At 55.0% G+C, this 25,726-nt stretch carries 19 protein-coding genes; 7 read left to right on the forward strand and 12 right to left on the reverse strand.

All coding sequences use genetic code 11. From position 1 onward, the window contains the following. The first annotated feature begins 47 nt into the window (after window positions 1-47). The 4 genes from Q1Q75_RS08120 (at window position 48) to Q1Q75_RS08135 (ending at window position 5,957) form a co-directional block, all read left to right on the forward strand. Window positions 48-2,117, forward strand: coding sequence for a FapA family protein (locus Q1Q75_RS08120; RefSeq protein ID WP_300669091.1), 2,070 nt, complete (start codon window positions 48-50; stop codon window positions 2,115-2,117). A 366-nt stretch (window positions 2,118-2,483) separates the two neighbouring features. Further along, window positions 2,484-3,974 (forward strand): hypothetical protein, encoded by a 1,491-nt coding sequence (locus Q1Q75_RS08125; protein WP_300669093.1) that lies wholly within the window; start codon window positions 2,484-2,486, stop codon window positions 3,972-3,974. Then, complete coding sequence (locus tag Q1Q75_RS08130) at window positions 3,923-5,446, forward strand: DUF342 domain-containing protein (protein WP_300669095.1); 1,524 nt, start codon at window positions 3,923-3,925, stop codon at window positions 5,444-5,446. Before Q1Q75_RS08125 ends, Q1Q75_RS08130 begins: the two co-directional genes overlap by 52 nt. 319 nt (window positions 5,447-5,765) lie before the next feature. Beyond that, window positions 5,766-5,957 (forward strand): hypothetical protein, encoded by a 192-nt coding sequence (locus tag Q1Q75_RS08135; RefSeq protein WP_300669098.1) that lies wholly within the window; start codon window positions 5,766-5,768, stop codon window positions 5,955-5,957. Between the two features lie 33 nt (window positions 5,958-5,990). Here Q1Q75_RS08135 and Q1Q75_RS08140 read toward each other — a convergent pair whose 3' ends face one another. From Q1Q75_RS08140 to Q1Q75_RS08160, 5 genes are all read right to left on the reverse strand, one after another. Continuing rightward, window positions 5,991-6,413, reverse strand: a complete 423-nt coding sequence (locus tag Q1Q75_RS08140) for a MarR family transcriptional regulator (protein WP_300669100.1) — start codon at window positions 6,411-6,413, stop codon at window positions 5,991-5,993. Window positions 6,414-6,495: 82 nt separating this feature from the next. Beyond that, window positions 6,496-7,206 carry a 4Fe-4S binding protein gene (locus tag Q1Q75_RS08145; protein ID WP_300669102.1) on the reverse strand — a complete coding sequence of 237 codons (711 nt, stop codon included), beginning with the start codon at window positions 7,204-7,206 and terminating at the stop codon, window positions 6,496-6,498. Between the two features lie 37 nt (window positions 7,207-7,243). Continuing rightward, window positions 7,244-8,599 carry a Na+/H+ antiporter NhaC family protein gene (locus tag Q1Q75_RS08150; protein WP_300669105.1) on the reverse strand — a complete coding sequence of 452 codons (1,356 nt, stop codon included), beginning with the start codon at window positions 8,597-8,599 and terminating at the stop codon, window positions 7,244-7,246. Between the two features lie 527 nt (window positions 8,600-9,126). Then, window positions 9,127-9,744: an FKBP-type peptidyl-prolyl cis-trans isomerase gene (locus tag Q1Q75_RS08155; protein ID WP_300669107.1), complete on the reverse strand. Its 618-nt coding sequence runs from the start codon at window positions 9,742-9,744 to the stop codon at window positions 9,127-9,129. Window positions 9,745-9,906: 162 nt separating this feature from the next. After that, complete coding sequence (locus tag Q1Q75_RS08160) at window positions 9,907-10,560, reverse strand: lactate utilization protein (RefSeq protein WP_300669109.1); 654 nt, start codon at window positions 10,558-10,560, stop codon at window positions 9,907-9,909. A gap of 410 nt (window positions 10,561-10,970) precedes the next feature. Between Q1Q75_RS08160 and Q1Q75_RS08165 the strand changes: the two genes are divergently transcribed. Both Q1Q75_RS08165 and Q1Q75_RS08170 read left to right on the forward strand, forming a co-directional pair. Beyond that, entirely contained in the window at window positions 10,971-12,224 is a 1,254-nt protein-coding gene (locus Q1Q75_RS08165) for a glycosyltransferase family 4 protein (RefSeq protein WP_300669111.1), read from the forward strand. Then, on the forward strand, window positions 12,205-12,918 hold the full coding sequence (locus tag Q1Q75_RS08170) for a class I SAM-dependent methyltransferase (RefSeq protein WP_300669114.1): 714 nt from the start codon (window positions 12,205-12,207) through the stop codon (window positions 12,916-12,918). The genes Q1Q75_RS08165 and Q1Q75_RS08170 overlap by 20 nt, the downstream gene beginning before the upstream one ends. Window positions 12,919-13,149: 231 nt before the next feature. On the opposite strand, the gene Q1Q75_RS08175 is transcribed toward Q1Q75_RS08170, so the two are convergent. The 6 genes from Q1Q75_RS08175 to Q1Q75_RS08200 all read right to left on the reverse strand — a co-directional run bounded on the left by Q1Q75_RS08175 (window position 13,150) and on the right by Q1Q75_RS08200 (window position 21,215). Continuing rightward, entirely contained in the window at window positions 13,150-14,001 is an 852-nt protein-coding gene (locus Q1Q75_RS08175; RefSeq protein WP_300669117.1) for a GNAT family N-acetyltransferase, read from the reverse strand. Between the two features lie 92 nt (window positions 14,002-14,093). Continuing rightward, a complete protein-coding gene (locus tag Q1Q75_RS08180) occupies window positions 14,094-14,699 on the reverse strand; it encodes a hypothetical protein (RefSeq protein WP_300669120.1) in 606 nt (201 codons plus the stop codon). 300 nt (window positions 14,700-14,999) lie between these two features. Then, a complete protein-coding gene (locus tag Q1Q75_RS08185) occupies window positions 15,000-16,328 on the reverse strand; it encodes a TolC family protein (protein ID WP_300669123.1) in 1,329 nt (442 codons plus the stop codon). After that, window positions 16,325-19,372, reverse strand: a complete 3,048-nt coding sequence (locus tag Q1Q75_RS08190) for an efflux RND transporter permease subunit (protein WP_300669125.1) — start codon at window positions 19,370-19,372, stop codon at window positions 16,325-16,327. Before Q1Q75_RS08190 ends, Q1Q75_RS08185 begins: the two co-directional genes overlap by 4 nt. A gap of 323 nt (window positions 19,373-19,695) precedes the next feature. Further along, on the reverse strand, window positions 19,696-20,844 hold the full coding sequence (locus tag Q1Q75_RS08195) for an efflux RND transporter periplasmic adaptor subunit (RefSeq protein ID WP_300669127.1): 1,149 nt from the start codon (window positions 20,842-20,844) through the stop codon (window positions 19,696-19,698). Between the two features lie 98 nt (window positions 20,845-20,942). Continuing rightward, window positions 20,943-21,215, reverse strand: a complete 273-nt coding sequence (locus tag Q1Q75_RS08200) for a hypothetical protein (RefSeq protein WP_300669130.1) — start codon at window positions 21,213-21,215, stop codon at window positions 20,943-20,945. A 604-nt stretch (window positions 21,216-21,819) separates the two neighbouring features. On the opposite strand from Q1Q75_RS08200, the gene Q1Q75_RS08205 reads away from it, so the two are divergent. Beyond that, window positions 21,820-23,373, forward strand: coding sequence for a sigma 54-interacting transcriptional regulator (locus Q1Q75_RS08205; protein ID WP_300669132.1), 1,554 nt, complete (start codon window positions 21,820-21,822; stop codon window positions 23,371-23,373). Window positions 23,374-23,458: 85 nt separating this feature from the next. Here Q1Q75_RS08205 and Q1Q75_RS08210 read toward each other — a convergent pair whose 3' ends face one another. Continuing rightward, window positions 23,459-25,387, reverse strand: a complete 1,929-nt coding sequence (locus Q1Q75_RS08210; RefSeq protein WP_300669134.1) for a PAS domain-containing sensor histidine kinase — start codon at window positions 25,385-25,387, stop codon at window positions 23,459-23,461. Window positions 25,388-25,726 lie beyond the last annotated feature (339 nt).

Raw genomic sequence — 25,726 nt, forward strand, 5'->3', positions numbered from 1 at the left:
CAGGGACATTTTTTTCTAAATGACAAACACGGCCTGGATCCTCTTAAATGAAGTTCAACGACATTCTGTGCAGCCAACAACACACCGAGATAGAATCCCCTCAAAAAAAAGACGTCGCCCCCATAAAGCAGATAAAACGTCCCCTGTACAAGCAACTCAAGAGCGGGGTGGAATTCGGCCAGATGATGGTCAAAAACCGTTATATTTCCGAGGCCCAGCTCCGAGAGGCGTTAACCAGGCTGAAAGATGAGCTCAACGCCGGGAAAAAAGCGTCAATTGATGACATCCTTGTTATCAAAGAGTGGGTCCCCCAAAACGTCATCACCATGCTGCGAACGATCAAAGGGTTAACCCAAAGGGGGGCTACAGACAAACAATTCGGTGAGGTGGCCATTGAACTCGGACTCATCACAGGCCATGACATCAAAGAAGCCTTCCGGCAGCAACTCCATGACGTAAAAAATGATCAGGAACTGCGAAGTCTCTCAGAAATTCTGGTGATTAAACACGGTTTGGCGGGATCTGACACTGAAAAAATTCATCGCCTCATAAGCGAAAGAAAAAGCGCGCCTTCCGCAGCCCGGAAGCCCATCCAGAAAAACGGCGGTGAATCTCCAGAGGCAGCCGCACTTCCCGTGCAAATAGAAGCCCTGAGGATTAACGTGTCCGAAGACGGCTTATCGGCCACCCTAATCGTTCCTGATGAGCTGTTGGATACAATGACTCACCGGCACCTGCAGACCCTGGCCGCCGATGCAGGGATTGTTTTCGGGTTGGTGGATGAGGCATGGTTCACCGCTCTTTTGCAGCAGCCCGATACAAAATCACGGGCCATCCTGGTGGCTCAGGGCCAAGCGCCTGTCTCAAAAGAGGAGGCCACCCTCGAATACCATTTTAAAACCGACTGCCTGTGCGCCGGTCAAACCCTTGAGGAGGAGCACACCGACGATGAGGACCTGGGCACCATCCCCTATGTCAAGACGGGCACCCTGCTGGCAAAAAGCACCCCATCGCGTCTGGAGACCCCCGGAACCAACGTTCGAGGGGAACCACTAGTCGCCCCTGTTACCGACCGGCCCCCCCTCGCTGTTGGATCCGGGGCCTTCCTCTCCCCGGATGGCCAGGCCGTCTATGCAAAAATAGACGGATCTCCCCATGCGGAATGGGACAGCACGATCTCCGTGGTGCCAGAGTTTCTTGTTGAGGGGGATGTCGGGTTGCGAACCGGCCACATCTATTTTAACGGAAATATCCAGATCACCGGCACCGTTCAAGAAGGATTTCACGTTCAAGGGATCCATGTGTCAGCGAGAGCCATCAGGGGGGGACAGATCGAGGCCTCGGCAGGGCTGAGAGTCACTGAAGGAATCATAGACGCCCGAATCAGAACCGGAGGCAGCCTGCAAGCCAAATACATCTCCAACTCCCGGATCGACGCCTTTGGGGACGTGGTGGTCTTAAACGAAATTATGGACTCCACCCTGCGCTTGAGTGGCCGCTGCATCAACCGCCGGGGTGAGATCATCTCATCGAACATTGCCGCCCTGATGGGGTTTTTTGTTCGGAATGTCGGCACGGGCATGTCCTCTCCCTGCCATCTTAAAATCGGAGTCCATAACCACGTCAACGCGTGGCTGGCCGAACTGATGGACCAACTGAAAACGACCGAAAAATCAATGGACAAAGAGAACCAGGCCCTGAAAAGGCTTGAAGCGAAACTGACCACCCTCCAGGGGAAAACCGCCACCCTGGTCAACAGGCAGGAACAACTTCTTATAGTAAAAACAAGCCGCGGGATCCCTGAACAATTAAAAGCCATTGAGACCCAGATACAGGTTTGTTTTGACCGGGATGACACGCTAAGCGATGAAATTACCCAGATCAAAGGGAAGCTCCTCTCCCTTGAGGAAGCCATCGAAGCCCTTCAAAAAAAGTATAACGCTCTTAGCTTCTGGGCCAGGAATCAAAAAGGCAAAACCCAACTCCAGGCCTCGGGAACTCTCATGGAAGGGACCCTCCTGACGGGACCCCATTCGAAACGTGTGCTGTTAAAAAATATGATCCGTCCCCGTCTCACGGAGAAAACCATGGAAAACGGAGAGTACGACATAGCGTAAAGCGTGGATTATGCCCGGCATCGGTTTCTATCTAAAACTCAGCTGACTTTTAATGAGATCGTTAAAAAAAATCAATTTCAGAAAAAGGCGAAAAGAACCGATATTTAGTAAAAAAACATTTTTCATCACAAGAAATTATATTTATCGTGCTATCAGCCATTCGGTGTAAACCCATCTCCCTGTCTTCTGCCGGCAGAACCCTTTTTCGTCTCTTGGGCAGAACAGACACCGGCTGATCTCACACCCCGCGCCATTGCGATTACGCGGAAAAGCCCTTAATGCAAACCCTGTGAGGAATATTTAATGACTGCAACCTCATGCCCACATTGCAAACAGGTGCCCCCAAAGCCAGCAGACCGGGACGAAATGAACCGGTCGGTCCATCCCATCGGCCAAAATTTTCAAGAACCTGCCCCATCAACGATCCCCGATTATTCTCCCCTGGCCCGCATTGTCCTGAGCAAAAGGGTGATCACCGAAGCCCAGCTGAATTACGCCCTCAAGGTTCAAGCCATGGCCGAATCCCTCGGGAAAAAGCACTCTCTGGACAGCATTTTGTACCGGTTGGGGTTCATCTCCCTGCACACACTGCATCATCTTTTTGCCGCGACCGTTCGTTTTTTGGATCAGGAGTTTGGAGCCATCGCCCTTGAAAAAGGAATCGTTCCTTCCGATGCCATCGACCAGGCGCTGAAAACCCAAGCCGAAGAGTTCAAAAAATCACGACTCCTCCAGATTGGAGACCTGCTCCGTGAGCAGGGCTACCTGTCACAACAGCACTACGACCTGATTATGTTCGGATACCAGGAACGGAACAAGTTTCTCCCTTCCAGTGACTACCCTCCCCGGCACGCGGATCCAGAGACGCCTGACACGAAACAAGATGTCATCGGAATGATTGCCGTTGAAGAGCAGCTGTTAAAACCCGCCCAGCTGGAAACCATTTTAGAAGAGATGAACCAGGAAGATTGCGATGAAAAAACCAACCTGGACACCATTCTCTTAGATCGAAAGCTGATTTCTCAAGAGAAACTGAAAGATCTGATGGCGGCAACCGAACGCATTCTGGATCGTAAATTCCTCGCCATTGCATTAGAAAAAAAAATAGTCACTGAAGATCAGGTCCATCGGGCCCTGGCAATCCAGGACAAAGGGCGCAAAAAAGCAGGGGTCCGTCTCGTCAGTGACATCCTCCTGGACAACGGACTGTTAACCCTCGATCAATGCAATGAGATTCTCCAATCCCAGGGTCGAGGTCCGGTGGATGCATCCCCCCGCTCCGTAACCCCCAAAAAAAGATGGGTCAAACGCCACCTTTACAGGCAACTGAAAAACAGCGTCGAGTTCGGAAAATTTGTGGTCAAAAGCGGCTATATTACAAAGGCCAGGCTTCGAGAGGCCTTGAACCAACTCAAGGATGACCTCAATGCCGGAAAAAGGAGCTCCCTCGATGAAATTTTAGTCCTCAAGGAATGGGTGCCCCCCGATGTCATCGTCAGACTGCGTATGATGAAATCGATCGAGGACATCGGAATCACCGACAAACAATTTGGTGAACTGGCCATGGAGTTGGGCATGCTCAACGGACAAGACCTCCAGGGGGCCTTCCATCAGCAGTTGGAGGAATTTAAAGCCACCCGGAAGATCCGGAGCATTTCAGAAATTCTGGTCATCAAAAAACGGCTCTCGGGTTCCGATGCGGAAAAAATTCACCAGCTCATCTTGGGGGACAGCGCCATCGTATCTCCGGAACACAAAAGGGTCGAGCCTCCCCCCCCCTCAAAGCCGCACCGGTATCTCCAGAAATGGAAAACCTGCAGATTCAAATTTCAGAAGACGGCTTATCAGCCACCCTGACCCTGACCCGCGCGGAAGCTGGTGCCTTGACGTATCCGCATTTAAGGTACATGGCTACCCAATCCGGAATTGTTTTCGGACTGGCCGATGAGACCTGGTTCACCACCCTCCTGCCCCAACTCGACAAACCGACAAACACCCTCCAGGTGGCCCATGGCCGAAAACCGGTCCCGGGCAGAGCGCCCACCCTTCAGTATCATTTTGAAACAGACTATTTGTGTGCAGGACAAATCAGCGCTGATGGACGCATCGACTACAAAAACCGGGGAACCATCCCCTTCACACGGGAAGGAACCCTTCTGGCTGAAATGATTCCCTCTGTGATGGAGACCCCCGGAATCACTGTCCAGGGCAAAGAGATAAAGACCCCTGTGCCAACCGGTCAGATGCTCTCTGCAGGTCCCGGGACCTCTCTTTCTCCGGATAACCTCGCGATCTATGCAGCGCGTGATGGATCCCCCCATCTGGCTTTGGATGGAACGGTCTCCGTGGCTCCAGAGATCCTCATTGAGGGGGATGTCGGATTACGCACCGGCCACATCATCTTTAATGGAAACATTCTCATCAAAGGGGTGGTCCATGAGGGCTTTCGTGTCCAGGGAATGCATATCACCGCCCGAGCCCTCAAAGGAGCCATCATCCAGGCATCCTCCGGGGTCATGATCACCGAGGGTATTATCGACTCCCAGGTCAGCGTTGAGGGCAGCCTTCAGGCCAAGTACGTCTCCAACTCACAAATTGATGCCTTCGGAGACGTGATTATCGCCCATGAAATCATGGACTCGAACCTTCGCTTGAGTGGCCGCTTCGTCAACAAACGAGGGGAAATTATTTCTTCTGAAATTGCCGCCCTCAAGGGTTTTTTTATCAAAAATGTGGGAACGGGTGTTTCCCGGCCCTGCCACCTTAAAATCGGCGTCAATGACCACGTGAAAAATGTCCTGACCAACCTGACTATTCGGCTCAAATCGGCAAAAGAAAAGCTCGACAAAGAACAGCTCCTTTTAACCGGCCTTGAATCCAGACTGATCACCCTTCAAAGCAAAACAGCCTCCCTTGTCAGCATGCATGAACAATTGCTTCGAGACGAGGCCGGCCTGAAACAGCCGGACCGTGAAAGAAAGGATGAAAATAAACACCAGCTTTTCGCCACGCAAAAAAAATTACACGCCGTTGATACCCAAATACATGAACACTTCACACAAGATGACGCCCTGTGCGACTCGATTGACCGTATGAAAGAGACGATCGTCCCCCTTGAAAAAGCCTGGGCAGAGCTTCAAAAGCAGTACCATGCCGTGGCTTCCTGGACCACAAAGCAGGGGAAAAGACCCGAGGTTCATTCATCCGGCCTACTCATGGAAGGAACCATTCTCACAGGACCGAATTCACGGCGCGTGCTGTCCAGAGATATCTCCCATGCCAAGCTTAAAGAGCATGTTTTGGAAGATGGCACGCATAAAATCATGTAAGGGCCGGCATCAAACGTACAAAAACCGAGGCCTCCGGCCGTAAGGTGAGCCCCCTTGAAAGCAGACTGCCGTTGTCATTTAACCCTTGGTCTTCGGGTCAAATAACAGCGGCATTTTGATGTGAATTCTTCGTTTTTTTGCGTGAGACCGAACCAGGGTGAGAGTCAGCAGGCACATTCTTATTTAAATTTTATCAGCCTTGATTTATTGTAGATAACAAACCGCCGCTCCCCTGTGTCCACCCAAAGCGCCCCTTTCTTCAAGGTAAGGTCCCCCACGCACCGGATTTTCACACCCAGGTTCTTCCAAAGGAGAGCTCATGCCGGAAAAAGAACGTATCGCCCGCAAACTTTTTGACCGCCGTAATCAAACAGACCGTCGACTGAAACCCATTTTGTTTGAAGAAGAAAAACGCGATATCTTCGAGCGACGCTCAGACCATACGGAAAGAAGGTCCAGTTGGATCCGGACCACAGAGTGGAGCAGCGTCTTTGTCGACCTGCTGCGTTAAAAAGCCATCGCCCTGAAGGCGACGGTACTCGCTTTAAAAATTGCCTTTCATGCGTTCCAAAAGCCGCACCACCTGCTCTTTCTCCGGCTCGCTGAACCCGTAAAATGCCCGGCCAAGCAATTTGGCGGAGACATAGTCAAAATCGGGCTGCAACTCGTCTCCTGAAAGGCTCAGGGCAATGAGGGTCACCCGACTGTCAGAGGGATCATTTTGTTTTTCAACGTACCCGAGCTTCTCCAACTTATTCACAAGAGAGGTCAGGGTTGATTTGTCCCTGCCGATCCTGAGCGCCAGCTCTTTCATGGCCAGGGGGGACTCCCTGAAGAGATTAACGAGAATGGCCCCGTGGGAAGGAGCCAGTCCCTCAATACCCAGCTCTTTGAGCTTGCTCAGGATAAATGCGTTCGATTTTTCCCTGACCTGAGAGATCAGGGCGATAATGTGATCCGTCTTCACTGTCGACTCCTTCGCGTCAATCCTTTGCGTCAATGCCTCTGCCCGCATATATAATTTTACGTCAAACAGACGTCAAGCGGTTTTACACATGGCAGCCCTCCCGTTCATATGATGCCGCAGCGCCCTCGATAACAATTTCCACCGCGTGGTTCGGGCACACCGTGTAGCAGTCTCCACAGACATCGCATCTGACAGGATCAATCACGAATTGATCCTGGTCCTGAGAGATCGCTTTAAAGGAGCAGTGGTCCATACATGCCCCACACCCAAGACAGGCATCTGTGATACGCATCCCCTGAAACGGAACCGGTTGCCCGCCAAAAGAAAAAGGGATTCGCAGCAACTTGTGGGACCGATGCGCCATGTCAAAATCAAAATCGTACACCTCTCCCCAGGCACGGTGGAGGCAAAAGGTGGTCATGGCCGGGTACCGTTCAATATCCATGACCCCAAGCTTGAACCTCTCATCTCCTTCACCCTTACCTCGAAGCGTTTCAAGAGCGACCTCCTTGATGTCACCGGTCGCACGAATGGTATACCCCGGATCAAAACAGGGCATGCCTTCCTCATCATGACGAACCTGAGTGCTCGGGTACATGCCGCAGATAGACACCTTTCCCGTCTCTTTCAGCTGTTTGTAAAAGGCCTTGGTGACCATGGTCCGAAAATACAGGCCTTCGTCATCGCAGGCAAACAGATGGGCGATCCGTGTTTGCGGGGTATCCTTGTCAAGCGTGGCAAAAACAAGGCAACCAATCCGATCAAATTTTCCGTAAATGTCCGTTATGTTCATCATCACTTCCCGTTTTTAAATTCAGTGTATGCGGATGCTAAAAGGCAATCCCCAGGGCTAAAAACATCAAAAGACTGATCAGGCCACCGATCAAAGCAAAGGGCATCTGAGCCCTGACATGGTCCATAACCGCCACCTCCGAGACTTTGGCGGCCAGAACGGTGGTATCGGAGATGGGGGAGCAGTGATCCCCGAAGACGGCCCCGGAGCTGCAGGCCCCGATCACCAGAGGAACGTTGACACCCAGGGCGACGGCCAGGGGGATCGAGAGGGGAACCAGAATAGAGAGGGTTCCGCCCCCTGTTCCGCTCATAAAAGAGATAAGAGCACCGAAAACAAAAACCATGGCCGGTACGAAGGCTGGCGTCACATGCTGCCCGAACCCAGCCAGGTAAGCGCCCGTCCCCAATTGATTCAACAGATCGCTCAAAGCAAAAGAGAGGGTCAAAATCAGGGAAATCTCAAGATAAGAAGCCATCCCCTGGATGCACCACCTCATATACTCCTGGGTGTCTGCAAGACCCTGGACCTTGTAGAAGGCGCCGGTCGCCATCAGTGTCAAAATGATTCCCGTAAAAATGGCGGTGGACCCGTCGCCGGTCAGAAGTACGAGCCCGGAAATACCGGTGACAAAGAGCCCCAGGGGCAACAGCAAGTTAATGGCCTTCGGTTCCACGGTGCTCTGGGTGATTTCGGGGTGGGGTACGACCTCTTTGTCCCCAAGGTCCCGCCCTGCCGAAACCACGGATTTTCTCGTAACAATCGTAAAACCGACGATGAGAATGGAGACCATGGAATAGAGTTGAAACGGAACGGCCTGAAGCACGAAGCTGAAAGGATCGCCATGGATCACCCCCCTGGAGACCTGAACCCCGATTAACGCACCAAGAAAAGCCCCTGCACTGGTGGCGGGTAACAAAAACCCAACGGATGAGGCCGTGGAATCGAGTATATAGGACAGCTTTTCCCGGTCCCCTTGATACGTATCGAAGAAGGGTTTCATCGAGACCCCCCTGACCACAATGGAGCATGTGGTATCAACGAACAGGATCATCCCAAGCAGATAAGCGAGGACTTCCGCCCCCCGTGCACTCTTCACCGCGTGTTGCTTTTCCGTCAGAAGCCGGACAAACCCTTTCACTCCCCCCGACTGCTCCAGCACATGAACCAGTGAGCCTGTCAACAAAACGAAAAGAATGGCCTTGGCAGACCCGCTGCTCTCAAACACAGAGGTGATGCTGTTGATTCCGGCAAAGAGGGTGCCGTGGGCCAGATCAAGCAGGACACCGCCTGCAAACACCCCGGCACACAGGGCCAGAATAACGTTCCTGGAATAAAACGACAGGAGCAGGGTGAGCGTTACCGGGATCAAAGAAACCATGCCAGAATTCATACGATTCGCCTTTTTGTGTCAGTCAGGCGCTCTGCATGATGCAAAGGCCCCTGTTAGGTTTGATATCAAACTAATTAAAAAAAACGTCACAACTGTTCAGCGTTACATAGGGGACATACCCCGGGTCCTTCTCGACATGTGACAGAGGGATACCGGAAGAGCCTACAAGCCACTTACAACAAGTGTAAATACGTCATTTTGATTGAAATAGATTTGCCACAGACGAACGCAATACCAACGATCAAACCCTCCTCATCCTCCCAAAAGCCTGATAAAAGGACCGCTTCCCATTCCTTCGTTGCCCCACACTTGCTGTTGGGCAATATAGTTGGACATCAAACATATGTCAAATCATTTAGCCCGGATATTTCACGTCCCGGCTCTCCCCAGAATACGGGACGGCCTCTGCCAAACAAAAACCCCCGTTGATCCATGCTCAACGAGGGTTTTTGCTTAAACGTCCTGGCCACGGGACCTGCGCATTGTATTCACTGCGTGGTGTTGCCGGGCAAAGCGGGTGCTGCGTGCTACCCGAGAACCTTGATCAGCTCCACGGTGAAGCAAAGGGTAGCGTGGGGAGCGATGGCATCGCCGGCGCCCTGGGCACCGTAACCGATGGATGCGGGAATCACCAGCTCGTACTTGGCGCCTTCCTTCATCAGCTGAAGAGCTTCCTGCCATCCCTCAATCACACCGTTGACAGGAAAGGTGGCGGGCTGCTCCCGCTTGTAAGAGCTGTCGAAGACGGAACCGTCCAAGAGGCGGCCTTCGTAGTGAACCGTGACCTGATCTTTGGAGCTGGGGCTCTTGCCGGAGCCCTCTTCCACCACGGTGTACTGAAGACCGGATTCGGTCACAACCACGCCCTCTTTTTTGGCGTTTTCGCCGAGAAACTTGCGGCCTTCAGCGCGATTTTTGTCCCCCACTTCGCTCTGGGCTTTCTGAGCCTCTTCCTGGAGCATCTGCTGGAAAGCCATCATCACCTGCTGCATCTCACCGGGAGGCATGGTGGGTTGCTCGCCTCGCATGGCAGCTTTAAAGGAGTCGCAAAAAATCTCCGCGTCAATGTCAAAGCCTTTGTGCTTGAAGTCGCCGCCGATGCTCTGGGCAAGGATATAGCTCACTTTTTTGAAATCTACGACCATGGGTCTACCACCTTCTGTTTTGTCTTTGAGTTGTCGGTTTCATGCATAAAAAACGGCTGGGATTGCAGTTTGGCAATCGCAGCCGCCGATGACTCTATCACATTTTTTTTCTTTCTGCACCCTCAGGGCTTCGCCGCAGACAAGGCCGCAGGAGGCCTCTTTTTAAAAACCCAGATCGGCGTTAATAAGGATGATCTTCACCCGGCCTTTGGGAAATGATTTTTCCATGATGGACCAGCTGTTGCAAATACGGTCCGGGCTTTTGCAGTCATGGCAGATGCCCGTTTTGGCGCAGGGGGTTTTCTTATCCAGACGCATGGCATTAACCGGAGCCGCATAATTCTTCACGCGGTCCATGGCGGATTCCAGGTCGGGAACAATTTTATTTCGCCCCACCAGGACAATCACCTCTTTGGGGCCGAAGGTGAGAGCGGCGATCCGATTGCCAATCATATCCAGGTTAACGAGATAGCCGTCTTCGGCGAGGGCGTTGGTGCCGGTGACGTAAAGATCGGAGAGGAGGGACTGCCTTCGCCTCTCAAGGCCCTCTTCCGGGGTGAAATTTTTATCATAGGTATCCAGCACCTCAAGGCCTGCGGTGTTCTTCAACATCTCGTAGAGCCCCGTCTCCACATGGGTCAGGGAACCGCCCCAGGAGATGGTTTTCCCGTCTGATTTGGCAAGAATCTCTTCTTTTACGATGCCTTGAACATCTTCCGGCGCATCTGCGATAAACACGGTAAAGTTATTCTCTTCAAGGCGCGCCTTTACAGAGTCCAGGCGCGTTCTCCAATAGGTATCAATGGGATTCTTCATCGTCTCTCCTCGGGTGGCAGGTCAATACCTGTAAAAGGGACCCGCCGTTTCTTGTTTTTTTAAGGCAGGAACATTCTATTGCTATCAGGGTAAGATCCGGCCCGCAAGGGGAAGCCGCTTCAAAAAACCAGGTGCCAGAACATCCCCGATATAACGTCTGCCACTCCAGCTATCATTGATAGTTTTGTAGACCATTTTTACCACATACTAAAAAGTGCTTGACCTCGTTTCAGGCCGTTGGGTAAGTATAGTTTCTTATGCTTTCGCCACGGTTCACGGCACATCTTTAAGGTTTCAAGCATATCCAGAGTAATGGCAGTACCCTGGCCTCGGTGACCCCCGAGGCCCTCAGAAGGTGAGGAGTTTTTTATGTGCAAGGACGTCAGGCAATATTCTTGGGAGGTAGCGGTATGACCTGTGATTCAAATCGCCCCTTACGTATCTGTATCATCAGTTACCGCAGCAATCCCCATTGCGGCGGCCAGGGTGTCTATGTGAGGAACCTCGCAAGCGCCCTCACGGAACTGGGACACCACGTAGAAGTGGTTGCCGGGCCTCCGGACCCCCTCCTGAATTCGACGGCCAAACTCACCATGCTGGATTGCCTGGATCTCTACAACGCGGAAAATCCCTTCAGAACGCCCACCGCCAGAGAGCTGTGTAACCCCATCAATCTCCTGGAATGGCTCAGTATTTCCACCATGGGTTACCCGGAGCCCAAGACCTTTGGGTACCGGGCCTACAATCACCTGAAGAACCGCGTCGACGAATTTGACATCATCCACGACAACCAGAGCCTCTCCTATGGAATCTGGGCCCTGAGCCGCAAGGTCCCCACCGTAGCCACCATCCACCATCCGATCACACGGGATCGCCAGATCGCGATACGCAGTGTACGAAGCTTCTGGAAGAAACTGAAACACCTCAGATGGTACTCCTTCATCGGCATGCAGAAACGCGTGGTCAAAAGACTGCCCAAGTTCATCACGGTCTCCGAGTTCTCCAAAACGGATATCCACGCAGAGTTCAACGTTCCGGCAGACCGGTTCCACGTGGTGCCCAACGGCATCAACACCGAGCTCTTTTATCCCCTGCCCCACATCCAGCGAGAGCCGAACCGTCTCATCGTCACCAACAGCGCGGACACCCCTTTAAAAGGACTCTACTATCTCCTCCAGGCGGTACACGCGATCAGCCAAGAGCGGGACATCCGCCTCACCGTCATCGGCACCCCCAAAGAGGGCGGCGGCATCGAAAAGCTGGTGAAGAAGCTGGATATCGGCCACCTCATCGATTTCACCAGCCGGGTCTCCAACGAGGAGTTCCGGGAACATTACGCCAAGGCCTCCATCGCCGTGGTGCCCTCCGTTTATGAGGGGTTCGGCCTGCCCGTGGGTGAAGCCATGGCCAGCGGGATTCCAGTCATCAGCACCACCGGAGGAGCTCTCCCCGAAGTGGCCGGAGATGCGGCCATGATGGTCCCGCCCGAGAATCCAGAGGCCCTTGCCAAGGCCATCTGCGAACTTTTCGATAACCCCGAGAAGGCAAAAAAACTGGGTGAGGCGGGCTACAAGCGTGTTCACGAGCAGTTCACATGGAAAAATGCCGCAGAACAGACCGTGGCAGCATACAGGGAGGCCATCCGTGATTACCGTAAGATTTAATATTTTAGACATCAAGCCCGGCTATCGTATCCTGGACATTGGCTGCGGCCCCGGCCGCCACATCAGCGCCGCCTACGAGTACGAAAAGGTCACCGCCATCGGGGCTGACCTCTCCCACGAAGACCTGCAACAAGGGGTTAAAAGGCTTCAGTTTCATGATCACCTGGGCGCCCACAAAGGGGGTTCCTGGGCCTTTACCATGGCAGACATCACCAACCTCCCCTTTGCCGACGACAGCTTTGATGTGGTCCTCTGCTCAGAGGTGATGGAACACATCCCCACCGACGATGTGGCCGCCAAAGAGATCCTGAGGGTCTTAAAACCCGGGCATAACCTCGTGGTCACCGTCCCCCGCTTCTGGCCCGAGAAGATCTGCTGGCTCCTCTCCGATGAATACTTCAACGCCAACATGGGTCACGTCCGTATTTATAAGAAAAAGCCCCTGGTAAAACTCATCGAAAAACAGGGTGCCACCTACTGGAACGCCCACCATGCTCACAGCATCCACGCCCCTTACTGGTGGCTGAAATGCCTGGTCGGCCCCACCCGGACCGATCACTGGGCGGTCAACCTGTACAAACGATTTCTGGAGTGGGACATCCTCTCTCAGCCTAAAATCACCAAGTTCATGGACCGGCTCCTGAACCCGGTCATGGGCAAGAGCCTGGTGGTCTACTTTACCAAAGACAAATAAGCAGGGAAGCCATGCCCCATGCAGCCTCTGCAGGCGTGCAGGGCAGCGCCCCGTTCGATAAAAAAAGAGCGTGATTCAAACGAATCACGCTCTTTTTGTTTGTGTAGGGGATGTCACGCCGGCCATGGAAAGAGCAATAGGCCATCGGCAATAGGGGCGGGGTCTTTTTCAATGGCCGAAACGATGCTCTCTGCCCCGTCCTCTTTATTGCTGAGTAATGAGAACTCCTGATCAGCCAAGCTCCAACGACGTCAGTCCATAGATCCCAGAAAGCGGCAGGGGAGGAGGCGCTCCGTGGTACATGCGCACCGTCTCCTTCACAGGCTCCAACCCGAATTCTCTGGCGAGATCCAGGGCATTGGGATTGGTATCCGGCATGTCTATATAGACCGGTCCTTCGCCACCATAGGCTTTAAGGGCGTTGTAAAGCCGGTGAGCGTGGGCCGGGTTCACGGCAAAGAGAGGACCGATGCGAAAACCATCCCAGGCCTGGCGCAGGACACCGTAACCGGCCAAGTGACCGTCCTGAAGAATCCCTAAAGCGATGACCCCGGGCCGCGTAATCCAGGAGGCGAGAAAAGATTCGCGCTGACCGTAAAAAAAAGTCGTATCAAAGGCCACCACGCGATCAAAAGGGATATCGGTGAGGGGCAGCAGGTAAGGGTCCGATTGAAGCACGCCCCCGGCATCCCCGCGGTAGCGGATCACGCGATGGGCGGTCTTGAACCCCATTTTTTCATATTTGGCTTCACAGGAAGAGGCGGTGTTCAGGCCCACCGTGCAATCGGACAAGGCATCCATGCCCTGGCGCCACACCACGCGCCCCACCCCCATCCCCCGGCAATCCGGCCGGACCAGATAAAAGCCTATAAAACCAATTCGGGTCGCGTATCGAACGGAGGAGAGAATCGCCACCGGTTCGCCATCCACTTCGGCCATCCAGAACCCTTCCGGGTCGCAGGCGTAAAAACAGGCCCCGTCATGAATCCCCGGGTTCCACCCTTCCTGACCGGCCCACGAAATAGCAAGGGCCAGCTCTTCCTGCTCCATCCGGCGTATGGTCGTCTGTTCCTGCGTCATCATCCTCCCTCCACTCTCGCCAACGGGTTCTGATGTCGGGTTGCTCTGATCTCCTCCCCGGGCGGCATGGGCACAGCCGCGCTTACTTTGAACAGTTAGTTTATCCCATTTTGCCGCAGATGATCAATCGCAATATCCACACGGTGTGCCTTTTCAACGGCATGGACGGTCTCTCGAAGAAACTCCATTGCACCGATGAGTATCAATGTATAGCCGAGAAGCTCCGTCCCTTCTTCCACCGCATTCTTCACGACCCGCATGTACCCATCCCCCATAATCGCTCTCCAGAGCACCTGCCAGCCAAAGAGCCTCGAAAAAACAAAGACCGTCATAAAACCCCCGGCCATCAGCCCAAAGCTTGACCTGCCCAAAAAATCGTGGAGGGAAGCCCTCAACCCATCAGGATATCGTCCGGCCCGGGTGATAGCAGAAAAAGCGGTGACCACAGCCAGAAGCTGCCAGGCGCCGTCAAAAAAACATCGGTCCAGATAAAAATCAAATTCCCGTATGCAGGCGATGCTTGCAGCGCCCGCCAAAAGCGCGACAAGGGGGCCCCGGGAGGGATCCCGCTGACCCGATAAACAGACACATATAAGGGTAAAAAAAAGGGCCGTGACCTGAAGATATTCCAGGACCGAATTCTCACTGAAAAGAGAGCTCAGATCCGTATAGACCGCTTCCCAAATAATACAAAGAGCCATCCCTCCTGTCAGGAAGGCATAAAATAAACACCAGGCGACAGTTCGAAAAAAGAGATTCGAAAGGATATTTTTTATCATGGATAGATACCTGTCATTATTATATTTACCGAACACACTATATCATATTCAGACTCCAGGCGGGCATCATTATTTACTGAAGCAGGGAGGGGCCAAAATCACAGCCCCTCCCTGGTCGCTAAGGAGACTTACCTTCCGAAAGGCTGTTCAGACCTTTCGAAACCGAACGACGAGGGCCGAAAAGGCTCTCGTCAAATTGAAAATCGCTGATACAAATCAACGTTAAGGACTCATCGGTGCCACGGGCTCCCCTGTGGCGTAGTCCAGCACGGCCAGGGCATCCATGTAAGCGTACAGGGCCTGATAATAATTGGAGTCGGCGGAGGTCTGGTAGCTTCGGGCGTCGATCACATCCGTGGAGGTGGCCACCTGCTGATCGTATTGTACCTTGGTGATGCGCCAGTTCTCACGGGCCTGCACACGGGACCGTTCCGCCGTGTTGATGTTCTTTCGGGCCACGCTGCGATCCAGCAGGGCATTTTGCACATCCTGCCGGACCGCGGCCTCGGCATCGGACAAGGCGGCCTCCACAGCCCGCCGGAGGTGAGCCTTTTCTGCGGCCCCTGCCCCAGTCTTGCCCCAGTTCCAGAGGGTCCAGGAGGCTTCAAGCGTCAGGCTGGCCGAATCGGTGTGGGTAAAGGCATTCTCATCGGGAAAGGGAGCCTCGCCGTTTTTGGCATAGCGCCCCACCAGCGATACGGTGGGGTAATAGCCGCTTTTGGCCGCGGTCTCTCCAAGGCTGGCCTGACGAACCCCCAGGCGCAGGAGGGAGACCCGGGGTCGCCGTGAGACGGCCAGCCCTTCAAGCGTCTCTGCCTCCTGGCTCCAGACCGGTGGGACGTGCACCTCATCTAAGGCCAGAGGGGTGGAGGGCGCTCGAGCCATGAGCCGGTTGATGGCGATGCGGGCTTTCTCGGCCTCTGATTCGGCCCGGTTGCGGTTCTGCACAGCTCCGGCCAGGGCCACCTCGGATTTTAGCAGGTCGTTTAAGGGGATCAGGCCCTGCCCGTGATTCAACGTGGCCACCCGTTTATGATCCGTGAGTGAGGCCACCTCATCTTCAGCCACAGCCAGGAGCCGCTGGGCCAGAAGCAGCCGATGGCAGGCCTGGCGTGTGGCAAGAACCAACTGCTGAAAGGTTTCTCGCCGCTCCAGCCCTTCGGCGTCCACCCCGAGTCGGGCCAGGCCATGGGCAGATTTCAGGGCGTACCCTGTGAACAGGGGCTGGGCCACCTGGACATCCCAACCGGACTGCTTCCGGTACCCCACAGGAAAATCACCCCCCACACTCTTCTGGATGGGCTCCCGATGGAGGCCTGTCCAGGAGTACCCGGCAGAAAGGGACGGCAGCCGATCGGCCCGGGCACTGATCAGGACCTCCTTGGAAGCCGCCAGCTCGGCCTCCGCCCCGGCCACGGCTGGATTACGGCGAAGGGCCTGCCCCACCACAGCGTCAATGGTCATCTTCTCCGTGGCCCAGGCGCCGCCCTCACAAACGAGGACAGCACAGAGTGTGGCGATCCATCCCCAGACAATGTATCGCTTGATCATGATGCCACCTCCCCTACCGGCATTCCGGTCTGAATTCTGAAAAAGAGCGTGTAGAGCACGGGAATCACCACCAGGGTAAGCACCGTTGCAAAGGCCAGCCCCACCATAATGGTGACGGCCATGGAAACAAACATCACGTCAAATACCAGGGGAATCATCCCGAAAATCGTGGTAATGGACGCCAGCATCACCGGACGCACCCGGTCAAGGGAGGCCTCTTTGACGGCGTCGAGAGGCTCTTTGCCCCCACGGATGTCCTCATCAATCAGGTCAATCAGCACCACGGCATTTTTAACCATCATGCCAATGAGGCTGTAAGCCCCCAGCATGGCGAGAAACCCAAAGGGCTGCCCGAAGAGAAGCAGGCCAGCGGCCATGCCCACAAGGGCCAGCGGAAGGGTCACGAAAATCATCAGGGGCTGACGGATCCCGTTGAACAGTCCCACCAGAATCATCACCATGGCGACCAGGCTCACCGGTAAAAAGGCTTTCACCCCCTCATTCCCATTTTGTGAGAGTTCATATTCCCCTTCCCATTCCAGGGTATAGCCGGCAGGCAGGGGGAGGGCTTCAATGGCCGGTCGAATCTGCGCCAGCAGGGTATCAGAGGTCAGGTTCCCCACGGGATCGCACTGAGCGCGAATCACTCGGCGCCTGTTGTAGCGACGAATCACAGGATCCTCCCACACCAGACCGCTGCCTTCGGTCACCTGGGCCACGGGCACACCGGTTGAGGACGCCCCCCAGACGGGCAACGCCGACAGGTCCGTCTGATCAGGGGATGAATAAACCACCTTCACAGGAATCAGGTGATTCTTCTCACGATAATGGGTCACAAGAAGGCCGTCTGTGCCCCCCAGAAGGTCCCGGGCCAGATCCGTCCGCTCCACGCCGGCCCGTCGCCCCTTGTTCTGCGCATAGAGCGCCTCCCAGACCAGGGTCCGCTCCCGCCAGTCATCCGTGACATTCATGGCGTTGGGGCTGTCTGCCATCACCGCTTTGGCCTGCTCCGAAAGGGAACGCAGCACGGCCGGGTCAGGCCCGGTAAAACGCGCCTCCACCCGGTAGTCGGCCTTGGGGCCGCTGATGTACTTGGCGATATGAGGCTCCCCTTCCGGCAGGGTCTCGGCGAACCAGGGCTCTATCGTCGCCATCATCCCATTTATCTTTCGGTAATCATCCACATTGATGATCAACTGCCCGTAGCTGGCGAGCTTGGGCTCGGGGTTGACGGAGTTCATAAAGCGGGGCGGCCCCTGGCCCACACAGGTGGCCACGCCGGTCACGCCCGGCAACTCCAGAAGAAAGGATTCCGCCAGTTTAAGATCATCGGAGACCGCTTCAATACGGGAGCCTTCGGGCCGCCGGTAGTCCACCACAAACTGAGCCGTGTCGGCATCGGCAAAGAACCGTTTCTCCACCATGCCCATCCCGGCCCCGGCCAGGACCAGGAGCCCGACCATCAAGCCCAGGGTCGCCAGACGGTGCCTCAGGGCCAGCGCCAGCAATCGCCGATAGCCGCGAAAAAACACACCGACATGAAGTTCACTGCCCTTCTTCCCTTTCGGAACGGTGAGAAACCGATAACAGAACACCGGCGTCTGGGTCATGGAGAGGACCCAGCTGATCATCAAGGCGATGGCCACCACCTGAAAAAGGCTGGCGCAGAACTCACCGGTGTTGGTGGGGGCCATGTAGATGGGAAAAAAGGCCAGGCAGGCGATCACGGTGGCCCCCAGAAGGGGCATCGCGCTCTGCCGGGTAGGATCGGCAATTCCTGAGAAACGGTCATTGCCTTTCTGAAGGTTGACGAGCCCGGCGTCCGCCACCACGATGGCGTTGTCCACGATCATGCCCATCACAAGAATCAACGCCGCCAGGGAGATCTTCTGCAGGTCAATCCCCAAGACCAGCATCACCAGAAAGGTCCCCATAATGGTCAAGACCAGGTTGGCCGCGATGATCAAGCCGCTTCGAAACCCCATGGTGACGAGCAGAACCCCGACAACGATGGCCACGGACTCCGCCAGGTTGAGCATGAACCCCTCAATTTTATTCTTCACGAAATCGGACTGGTAGTAGACCTTGTCCAGATCAATTCCTACAGGCAGACCGGCCATAAGATCCGTCAGGCGGTGGTTCACCGCCTCTCCCAGGGTCACCACGTTGGCTCCCCCCGCAGCCGCAACAGCGATCCCGATAGCGGGCCTGCCGTTAAAGCGCATCATGGGCTCTGCCGGTGCCTGATACTCCCGGGAGATGGTGGCCAGATCCTTTAAAAACACCTGCTCCTCTCCCTCCCCTTGAATCACCAGCCCGCCAATCGCCTCCACAGAGGCAAAGACCCCCGAAGGGTCTATCCGGACCCGATAACTGCCCATATCCATGGCCCCTGCCGGTGCGATGGCGTTCTGGGCGGAAAGCATCCCGGCGATGCGGGACGGCGCAATGCCCAGGGTGGCACACTGGGCCCGGGAGACCTCGACGGTCACCACCTCCGGCTGAATCCCGTAAAAGGTGATCCGCTCCACATCGGGCACCAGCATCAATTCCCGCCGGATATAGTCGGCATACGTCTTCAACTCAGCCAGGGAGTACCCATCTGCCGACAGGGCCATAAAGAGCCCGTACACATCCCCATAATCATCCATCACTTCAGATGGCAACGCGCCCTTCGGCAGCTTGCCCTGACTTGCCTCGACCTTCCGTCTCAGCATATCCCAGAGCTGCTGAAGCTCATCGGATCGGATCCACTCATTCAAATCCACATAGACCAGGGAAAGACCGGCGCGGGATTCCGAGCGCACCTTGTCCACCTCATCGGCCCCCTGCACCGCCTCCTCAATCACCCGGGTCACCTGCTGCTCCACCTCATGGGGGGAGGCCCCGGGGTAAAGGGTCATCACCATGGCCGTCTTGACCGTAAACACGGGATCTTCCAGCTTGCCGAGGTGAAAATAGCCCCAGGTGCCCCCCAGGAGCAGAAGCACCATGGCAAAAACCACGGTTGTCTGATTACGCAACGAAAAATCGGGCAAGTTCATCCCTTCTTTCCTTTATTTAGATCAAAATATGCCTCCGGCGGCCCTGCCGGGGGCTAAACTTTTGAAAAGTTTAACAAACAGGCCTTAACTATCTTTCAGCATTACCTCGGCCCAAATGCGGATGTGATTTGGCCCGAGGAATCCGCCTACGCAAAAGCCTCCGGCGTGACAAGTCCGCCCATCACCATTCAACCCACGTCAGTGGTCTACGGCGCGACAAGCGATCCGTCTTCGCTTAAAAGCCGACTACGCCGTGACAAGGGAGCAAAGCGCATTCGCAAGCAGCTTTCGAGGTAGCTCACCTCGCCGCCGGAGGCACGCGTTTACAATTCCCCACCGACATTGGTGGGGCTGGGTGCCGGCAGCAATCGCACCTTGCGACCCTCTGTCAGTCCCCGCGCGCCAGCAGCGATCACCCGCATGCCCTCTTCAAGGGCGCCGTCAACACGAAGCCCTGATTGAGCCATGCCCAGCAAATGCACCGGGACCTGACGTACCGACATCTCCTTTTCATCCACCACCCAGACAAAGGTGCTGGCCTGAGACGTGTTGACCACCGCGGTTTCCGGTACAAGGAACCCGACCTGTCGACCACGGGCGGTCAAGGTCACCTCGGAGGCCATCCCCGGGCGAATCCGATGATCGTCGTTGCCGTTAAGGGTAAGGTAAAGGGGATAAGAACGATTCGAAGGGTTCGGGGTCTTGGAGACCTCTTTAACCGTGGCTGAGACCGTCTCACCCGGCAGGGCGTCAAACTGGCAGGCAATGCTGCCGACCTCTCGAATAATGGGGAGCATCCCCTCAGGAATGGCCACCTCCACCTCCAGATGATCCAGGTCCACCAACGAAACCACAGGCTGGCCCTGGGCCACCGTCTCATGGCTGTCGATATATTTCCGATGAATATACCCGTCAAAGGGAGCGATAAGGACGGTGTCGTTCAGGCTGTTTTTTGCCTCTTCAAGCCGTTTGCCGGAGGCGTCCACACTGGCTTTTGCCACCTCATAAGCCGCGATGATGCCATCAAAGGTAGCCTGGGCCGCAGCATTCTGAGCGCTTAAGGTCTCATAACGCCTGTACTGGTGCTCCGCCTCCTTCAACTGAGCTCTGGACACAGCGAGATTGGCCGCAAGGGTCTTCACCGCCACCTCAAAATCACGGCGATCGATGCGGGCAATCACCGCCCCTTTGCGAACTTTTTGCCCCCTGTCCACGGTAATCGCCACCACAGGCCCGCCCACCCGAAAGGAGAGCTCCACATCCCGCAAGGAGCGCACCGCCCCGGGAAAACGCCACGCCGTTTTCTGATCGCCTCCGGCCAGAGTCACCGTCTTGACCGGACGCCCTCCTTGCGCCTCCCCGATCTTAATCGCCTCACTCTCCGAACAGCCCGCCAGGGCCAGAGCCGAAATCAACCCCACCAGAAGCAGAAGCCCTGCCCGCACTATCATCTTCCCTTTTCGTTTCATCATTCGTCGTTCCTGTTCGTTGTTGTTCATACGATCTGTATGATTCATTCATTGCCGAAACGCAGCAACGCCCGCCCTATGCATCACTTTCGAGTCACTCTTTACTTCCACTGTTCCCATAAGGAGACATGCACAGACCCCAAGTTCTCAAGGGCCCACACCAGCCAATCCCGCTCGGTCTTCATCGTCTGAAAATCCGTGACCCGGGACCACTCAATGACCACGGACCAATCGTTTTGAATCCGTGCGTTCCGATAAAGCCGGCAGGCATCCCCAGCCCAGTACCCCTTACAAAATCGGGTAAAAAGCAGGGGAATATTGCGGCTGCTCCCCAAGTCCGTCAGCCTCACCGTGATCTCTTCTCTGGAATCCATGTCTCTTGCTCCATCCCACTGCAAATGACCCTGGTTAATGGCACACCATAAAAAGTCCAGAAACGCAGAAAATCGTCCCACCTTCCCAGCCTTTCAAAAAAGGAGGGGGAATCCGTGCCGCCCAAAAGTAAATCAGACGGCGGTGCCTCCCCGGGCTCACCACCGGTTCTCACCCGAAAGAAACAGAGAAAGGGGAGAAAAGCCGCCACCGGCACTCTTCTCCATTTTGTTTGCCAAAACCGTGCCATGATTTTTGTTGTTTATTTTCAGTGAATTAGGACGAGCCCTCTTCAAGAGGCACCACATAAGACACTTTAAAATGTTGTATATGGTATTTATCTTCGATATATATCTTATATGACATTTTGAAATCTGCGCGCCCTCACCTACGATGAACACAGAGGCCGTCGTGAAGGGTTCACAGTGACGCCTCGCACGAAGGGCAAAAGGCCCTAACCCGGATATTTCACGAGTCGAGTGCACCCATATTCAAGGCATCATAGCTGCCACTGTAATAATCGTTTTATTGTCTTGGCTTGATCATTTTCTCATAAAATATCCGGGCTAAACGACCTCAACAGGCTTTAACCATGGAGCCCCAAACATGCCCCGCACCGATGACATCCAATTTTTCCACGAGGCCACCCTGGCCATCTGTGGAAGCATCGACATAAACGAAGCCCTCAATGAGTGCCTCACCTTTCTGCAGCGTTACATGCCGGCCGATAATATCACCCTGGATTACCTGGACCCCGCCATCCCAGGGATCTGCTCCGTGGCCCAGGCCGGTGTTCCCCTCATGCCTCCAGGGACCATTATCCAGCTCTCCGAAAGTGAGGTAGGCTATATCGAATCCCAGTGCTGCCAAACCACCCTGAGCCACCTGCCCGATGACAACCCGGTGGCGAAACGCGTGGCAATACAGATGGGCATCACGTCCGACTTCTCATCGGCTGTTCTGCACCTCATGACCAAAAATCAGCGATTGGGGGTGGTGGCCGTCAGCGCCTTGCAAAAGGGACAGTTCACCGAAGAGCACGCCCGGCTCCTCTCCCTGCTCCACGACCCCTTTGCCGTGGCCATGAGCAACACCCTAAGATATCAGGAGGTGCTGCGCCTCCAGGAGATGCTCAAAGACGACAACCGGTTTTTAACCAGCGAGCTCCACCGCATGAGCGGAGACACCATTATCGGGGAAAATTTTGGTCTTCAGGATGTGATGGAAAAAGTGAGGCAGGTGGCACCGCTTAACAGCCAGGTGCTGCTCCTGGGAGAGACGGGTGCCGGCAAAGAGGTCATCGCCAACGCCCTTCATTACCGGTCACCGCGAGCTTCCGGGCCCTTTATCAAGGTCAACTGCGGAGCCATCCCCGAGAGCCTGCTGGACAGTGAACTGTTTGGACACGAAAAGGGGGCCTTCACCGGCGCCCTCTCGCGGAAAAGAGGCCGGTTTGAGCGGGCCCATGGCGGCACCCTGTTTCTTGACGAAATCGGCGAGCTGCCCCATGCTGCCCAGGTGAGACTGCTCCGGGTGCTTCAAACCCAAACTTTTGAACGGGTGGGGGGAAGCGAACAGATTCAGGTGGACGTGCGCATCATCACCGCCACCCACCGGGACCTTGGGGCCATGGTCCGGGAGCATACCTTCCGGGAAGACCTCTGGTTCCGGCTCAGCGTTTTTCCCGTCACCATTCCCCCCTTGCGGGAGAGAAAAGCCGATATTCCAGCCTTGGTAAATCACTTCATCGAAAAAAAAAGTCACGAGATGAAGCTGCCCTACTGCCCGGTCCCGGCCCCCGGCGCCCTGGAACGGCTCCAGGGGCACCACTGGCCCGGCAATGTCCGTGAGCTGGAGAACGCCGTGGAGCGTGAACTCATTCGCAATTACTCAGGGAGTCGCAACACGCCCCTCTATTTTTCCGACATGACCACGCCCGGACCGACCACCGAAACGAATAATCGGTTCCAGACGGACGACCCCACTCTCCTTGAGACGGTCATCACCCGGCATCTCATCCACGTTCTGAACCGGGCAAAGGGGAAAATACAAGGAGAAAACGGCGCAGCGGCCCTCCTGGGCCTTCACCCCAGCACCCTGCGCCACCAACTGAGACGACTGGGCATTCCTTTCGGCCGAGACACCTCGCGGCAAGGATAACCCGGCGGATCCGGGACGGGCGAAGTGTCACCCGCGGGCGCTTCCTTAATCATCAGCCGGGCGTCCCATCAGGAACCTCTCCCCATCAGGTGCCCTTTCCCCTGTCCAGTACCTCGCGAAGGGATTGAGCCAACTCCTGGCGACCGATGGGTTTTTTCAACAAAGCAGAGATCCCCATCTTCTGCAGATGCTCCTGGGGAACGGGAAAATCCTGACCGGTGCAAAGAATCACGGGCAGATCGGATCGTAGGGCCTGAATCTCCCGTGCAAGGGCATCCCCCCGCATACGGGGCATGGTGAGATCGGTAATAATCACATCAAAGGCTTCCGGATTTTCCCGGACCCTCTCCAAGGCCTCTATGGCACTCTGGCTAACCTCCACCCGATACCCAACATTTTCAAGGAGCCCCTTCCCGATCAAAGTGATGGCCGGTTCATCATCCACATAAAGAACCCGTTCATGGCCTCCGATCACCCTTTTTCCCGTGAGATCCTTATCCTGAGCTTCCCACGCCAGCAGGGGAACAAATACATCAAAGCTGCTCCCCTCCCCCAGGACCGTCACCACCTCAATCATCCCCTTCATCTGATCCACAATCCCCTTCACCACGGAGAGCCCCAAGCCGGTACCTTCCCCTTTGTCCTTGGTGGTAAAATAGGGGTTAAAAATCGACGCAACAAGGGAGGAGACAATACCGCACCCCGTGTCCGAGACCCGGAGCCTTAAAAAGCGTCCGGGCTTTGCCTCCGGGGCATGACGCACCTCCCGCTCACCCAGCGTCTTCTCTTCCAGACAAAGAGTCAGGTGTCCTTTATCCCCCATGGCATGGGCCGCATTCGTGCCCAGGTTCATAATAATCTGATGCAACTGAGTCGGATCGGCCATCACATTGGCATCCGAGATTATACGGGTGGTAATTTCGATGGAGGACGGAAGGGTGGATCGTAAAAACCTCACCGCTTCTTTCAAGATAGTGGAAAAACGAACCGGCCGAACCTCCACATCCCCTTGCCGGGCAAAGATAAGAATCTGCGACACCAGATCCCGGGCCCGCCGGGCGGCTGAAAGAACCTCCCCGAGATTTTCAAGCTGCACCGACCCCTGCCTGGCATCCTCACAGGCCAACTCGGAGAAGCCCACCACCACAGAGAGAATGTTGTTAAAATCATGGGCGATGCCACCGGCCAGGGTGCCGATGGCCTCCATCTTCTGGACCTGAATCAAATGATTTTCCAGCTGCGTGCGTTCTTCCTCCGCCTTTTTCCGCTGGGTGACATCAATAATTCCGGCAATGGCTCCGGCATACCGCCCATGTTCATCATACATAGGAGCCGAATGCATGGTTGTGTAAACTCGGACCCCGTCTTTCCGGATAAATTCAAATCGAGCGTATTCACCAAGTTCCCCGTTGCGCCTCATAATATTTTCAGTGGCCTGCTCACGCGCCTGCGCATCCATAAAATCAAAGAGAACCTTGCCCACCATCTCCTCTTCGCAATACCCCAGCATCCTGGCCATGGACGGGTTGACCATGGTCGTCACCGACTCGACGTCAATCACCCAGATGCCCTCCTGGGCCAGTTCAAACAACTGCCGGTATTTCTTCTCACTGGATTTCAAACTTTGCTCGGAGAGCTTCAACCGGGTAATTTCCGTGGCAAGAGCGATAAAACCCTTCACGAAGCCCTTGTCATCAATCTCCGGCTTATACTCCACAAACAGCCACCGCAGCCCCCCGTCCGCAAAGGGCAGTTCCACCTCAAAAGAGACGGCCACACCTGAAAGGGCCTTCAGAACAAAAGGTTTCACCTTTTCATACACCAAAGGCCCCAACACATCGGCCATGGATTTCCCGACAATATCCCGACACGCCCATCCTCTCAGCTTTTCATACTGCCGGTTCGCAAAGAGATAGATCTCATCGAATCTCACATAGGCCGCCAATGCCGGAAGATTATCGAACAGCGCCTGAAATTCGCGTTCATGGAGCCGGGAATTCGTCTTTTTTTTCATCGACGTCACCTGGGACACGGGTTAAGAAAGGCAAAAAAGAAAATGGGAGCTCTGACAGGGTGGTTGACGGGCACAAAGGAAGAGAAAACAGAGCAGCTCTTGAGGCGGCCCCTTACACAAAAAAAAATGCTGCACCCCGTTATTATAAACGGAGATGCAGCACAAGCCAACACATCGTACAAAAAAAAGTCTTACTTAGCCCGGATATTTCACGAGTTGGGTGCGCTCATATGCAAGGCATCAGAGCTGAAGATGTAGTGGTTTACCTCAAAGCTCTGATAACGCGGCAGATGAGTGCACCCGGCTCGCCCGAAGGGTGAGAAAATCAGACAGAATACC

It is taken from the genome of Desulfoluna sp. (genome assembly GCF_030145185.1).
In the GTDB taxonomy this organism is placed as follows: domain Bacteria; phylum Desulfobacterota; class Desulfobacteria; order Desulfobacterales; family Desulfolunaceae; genus Desulfoluna.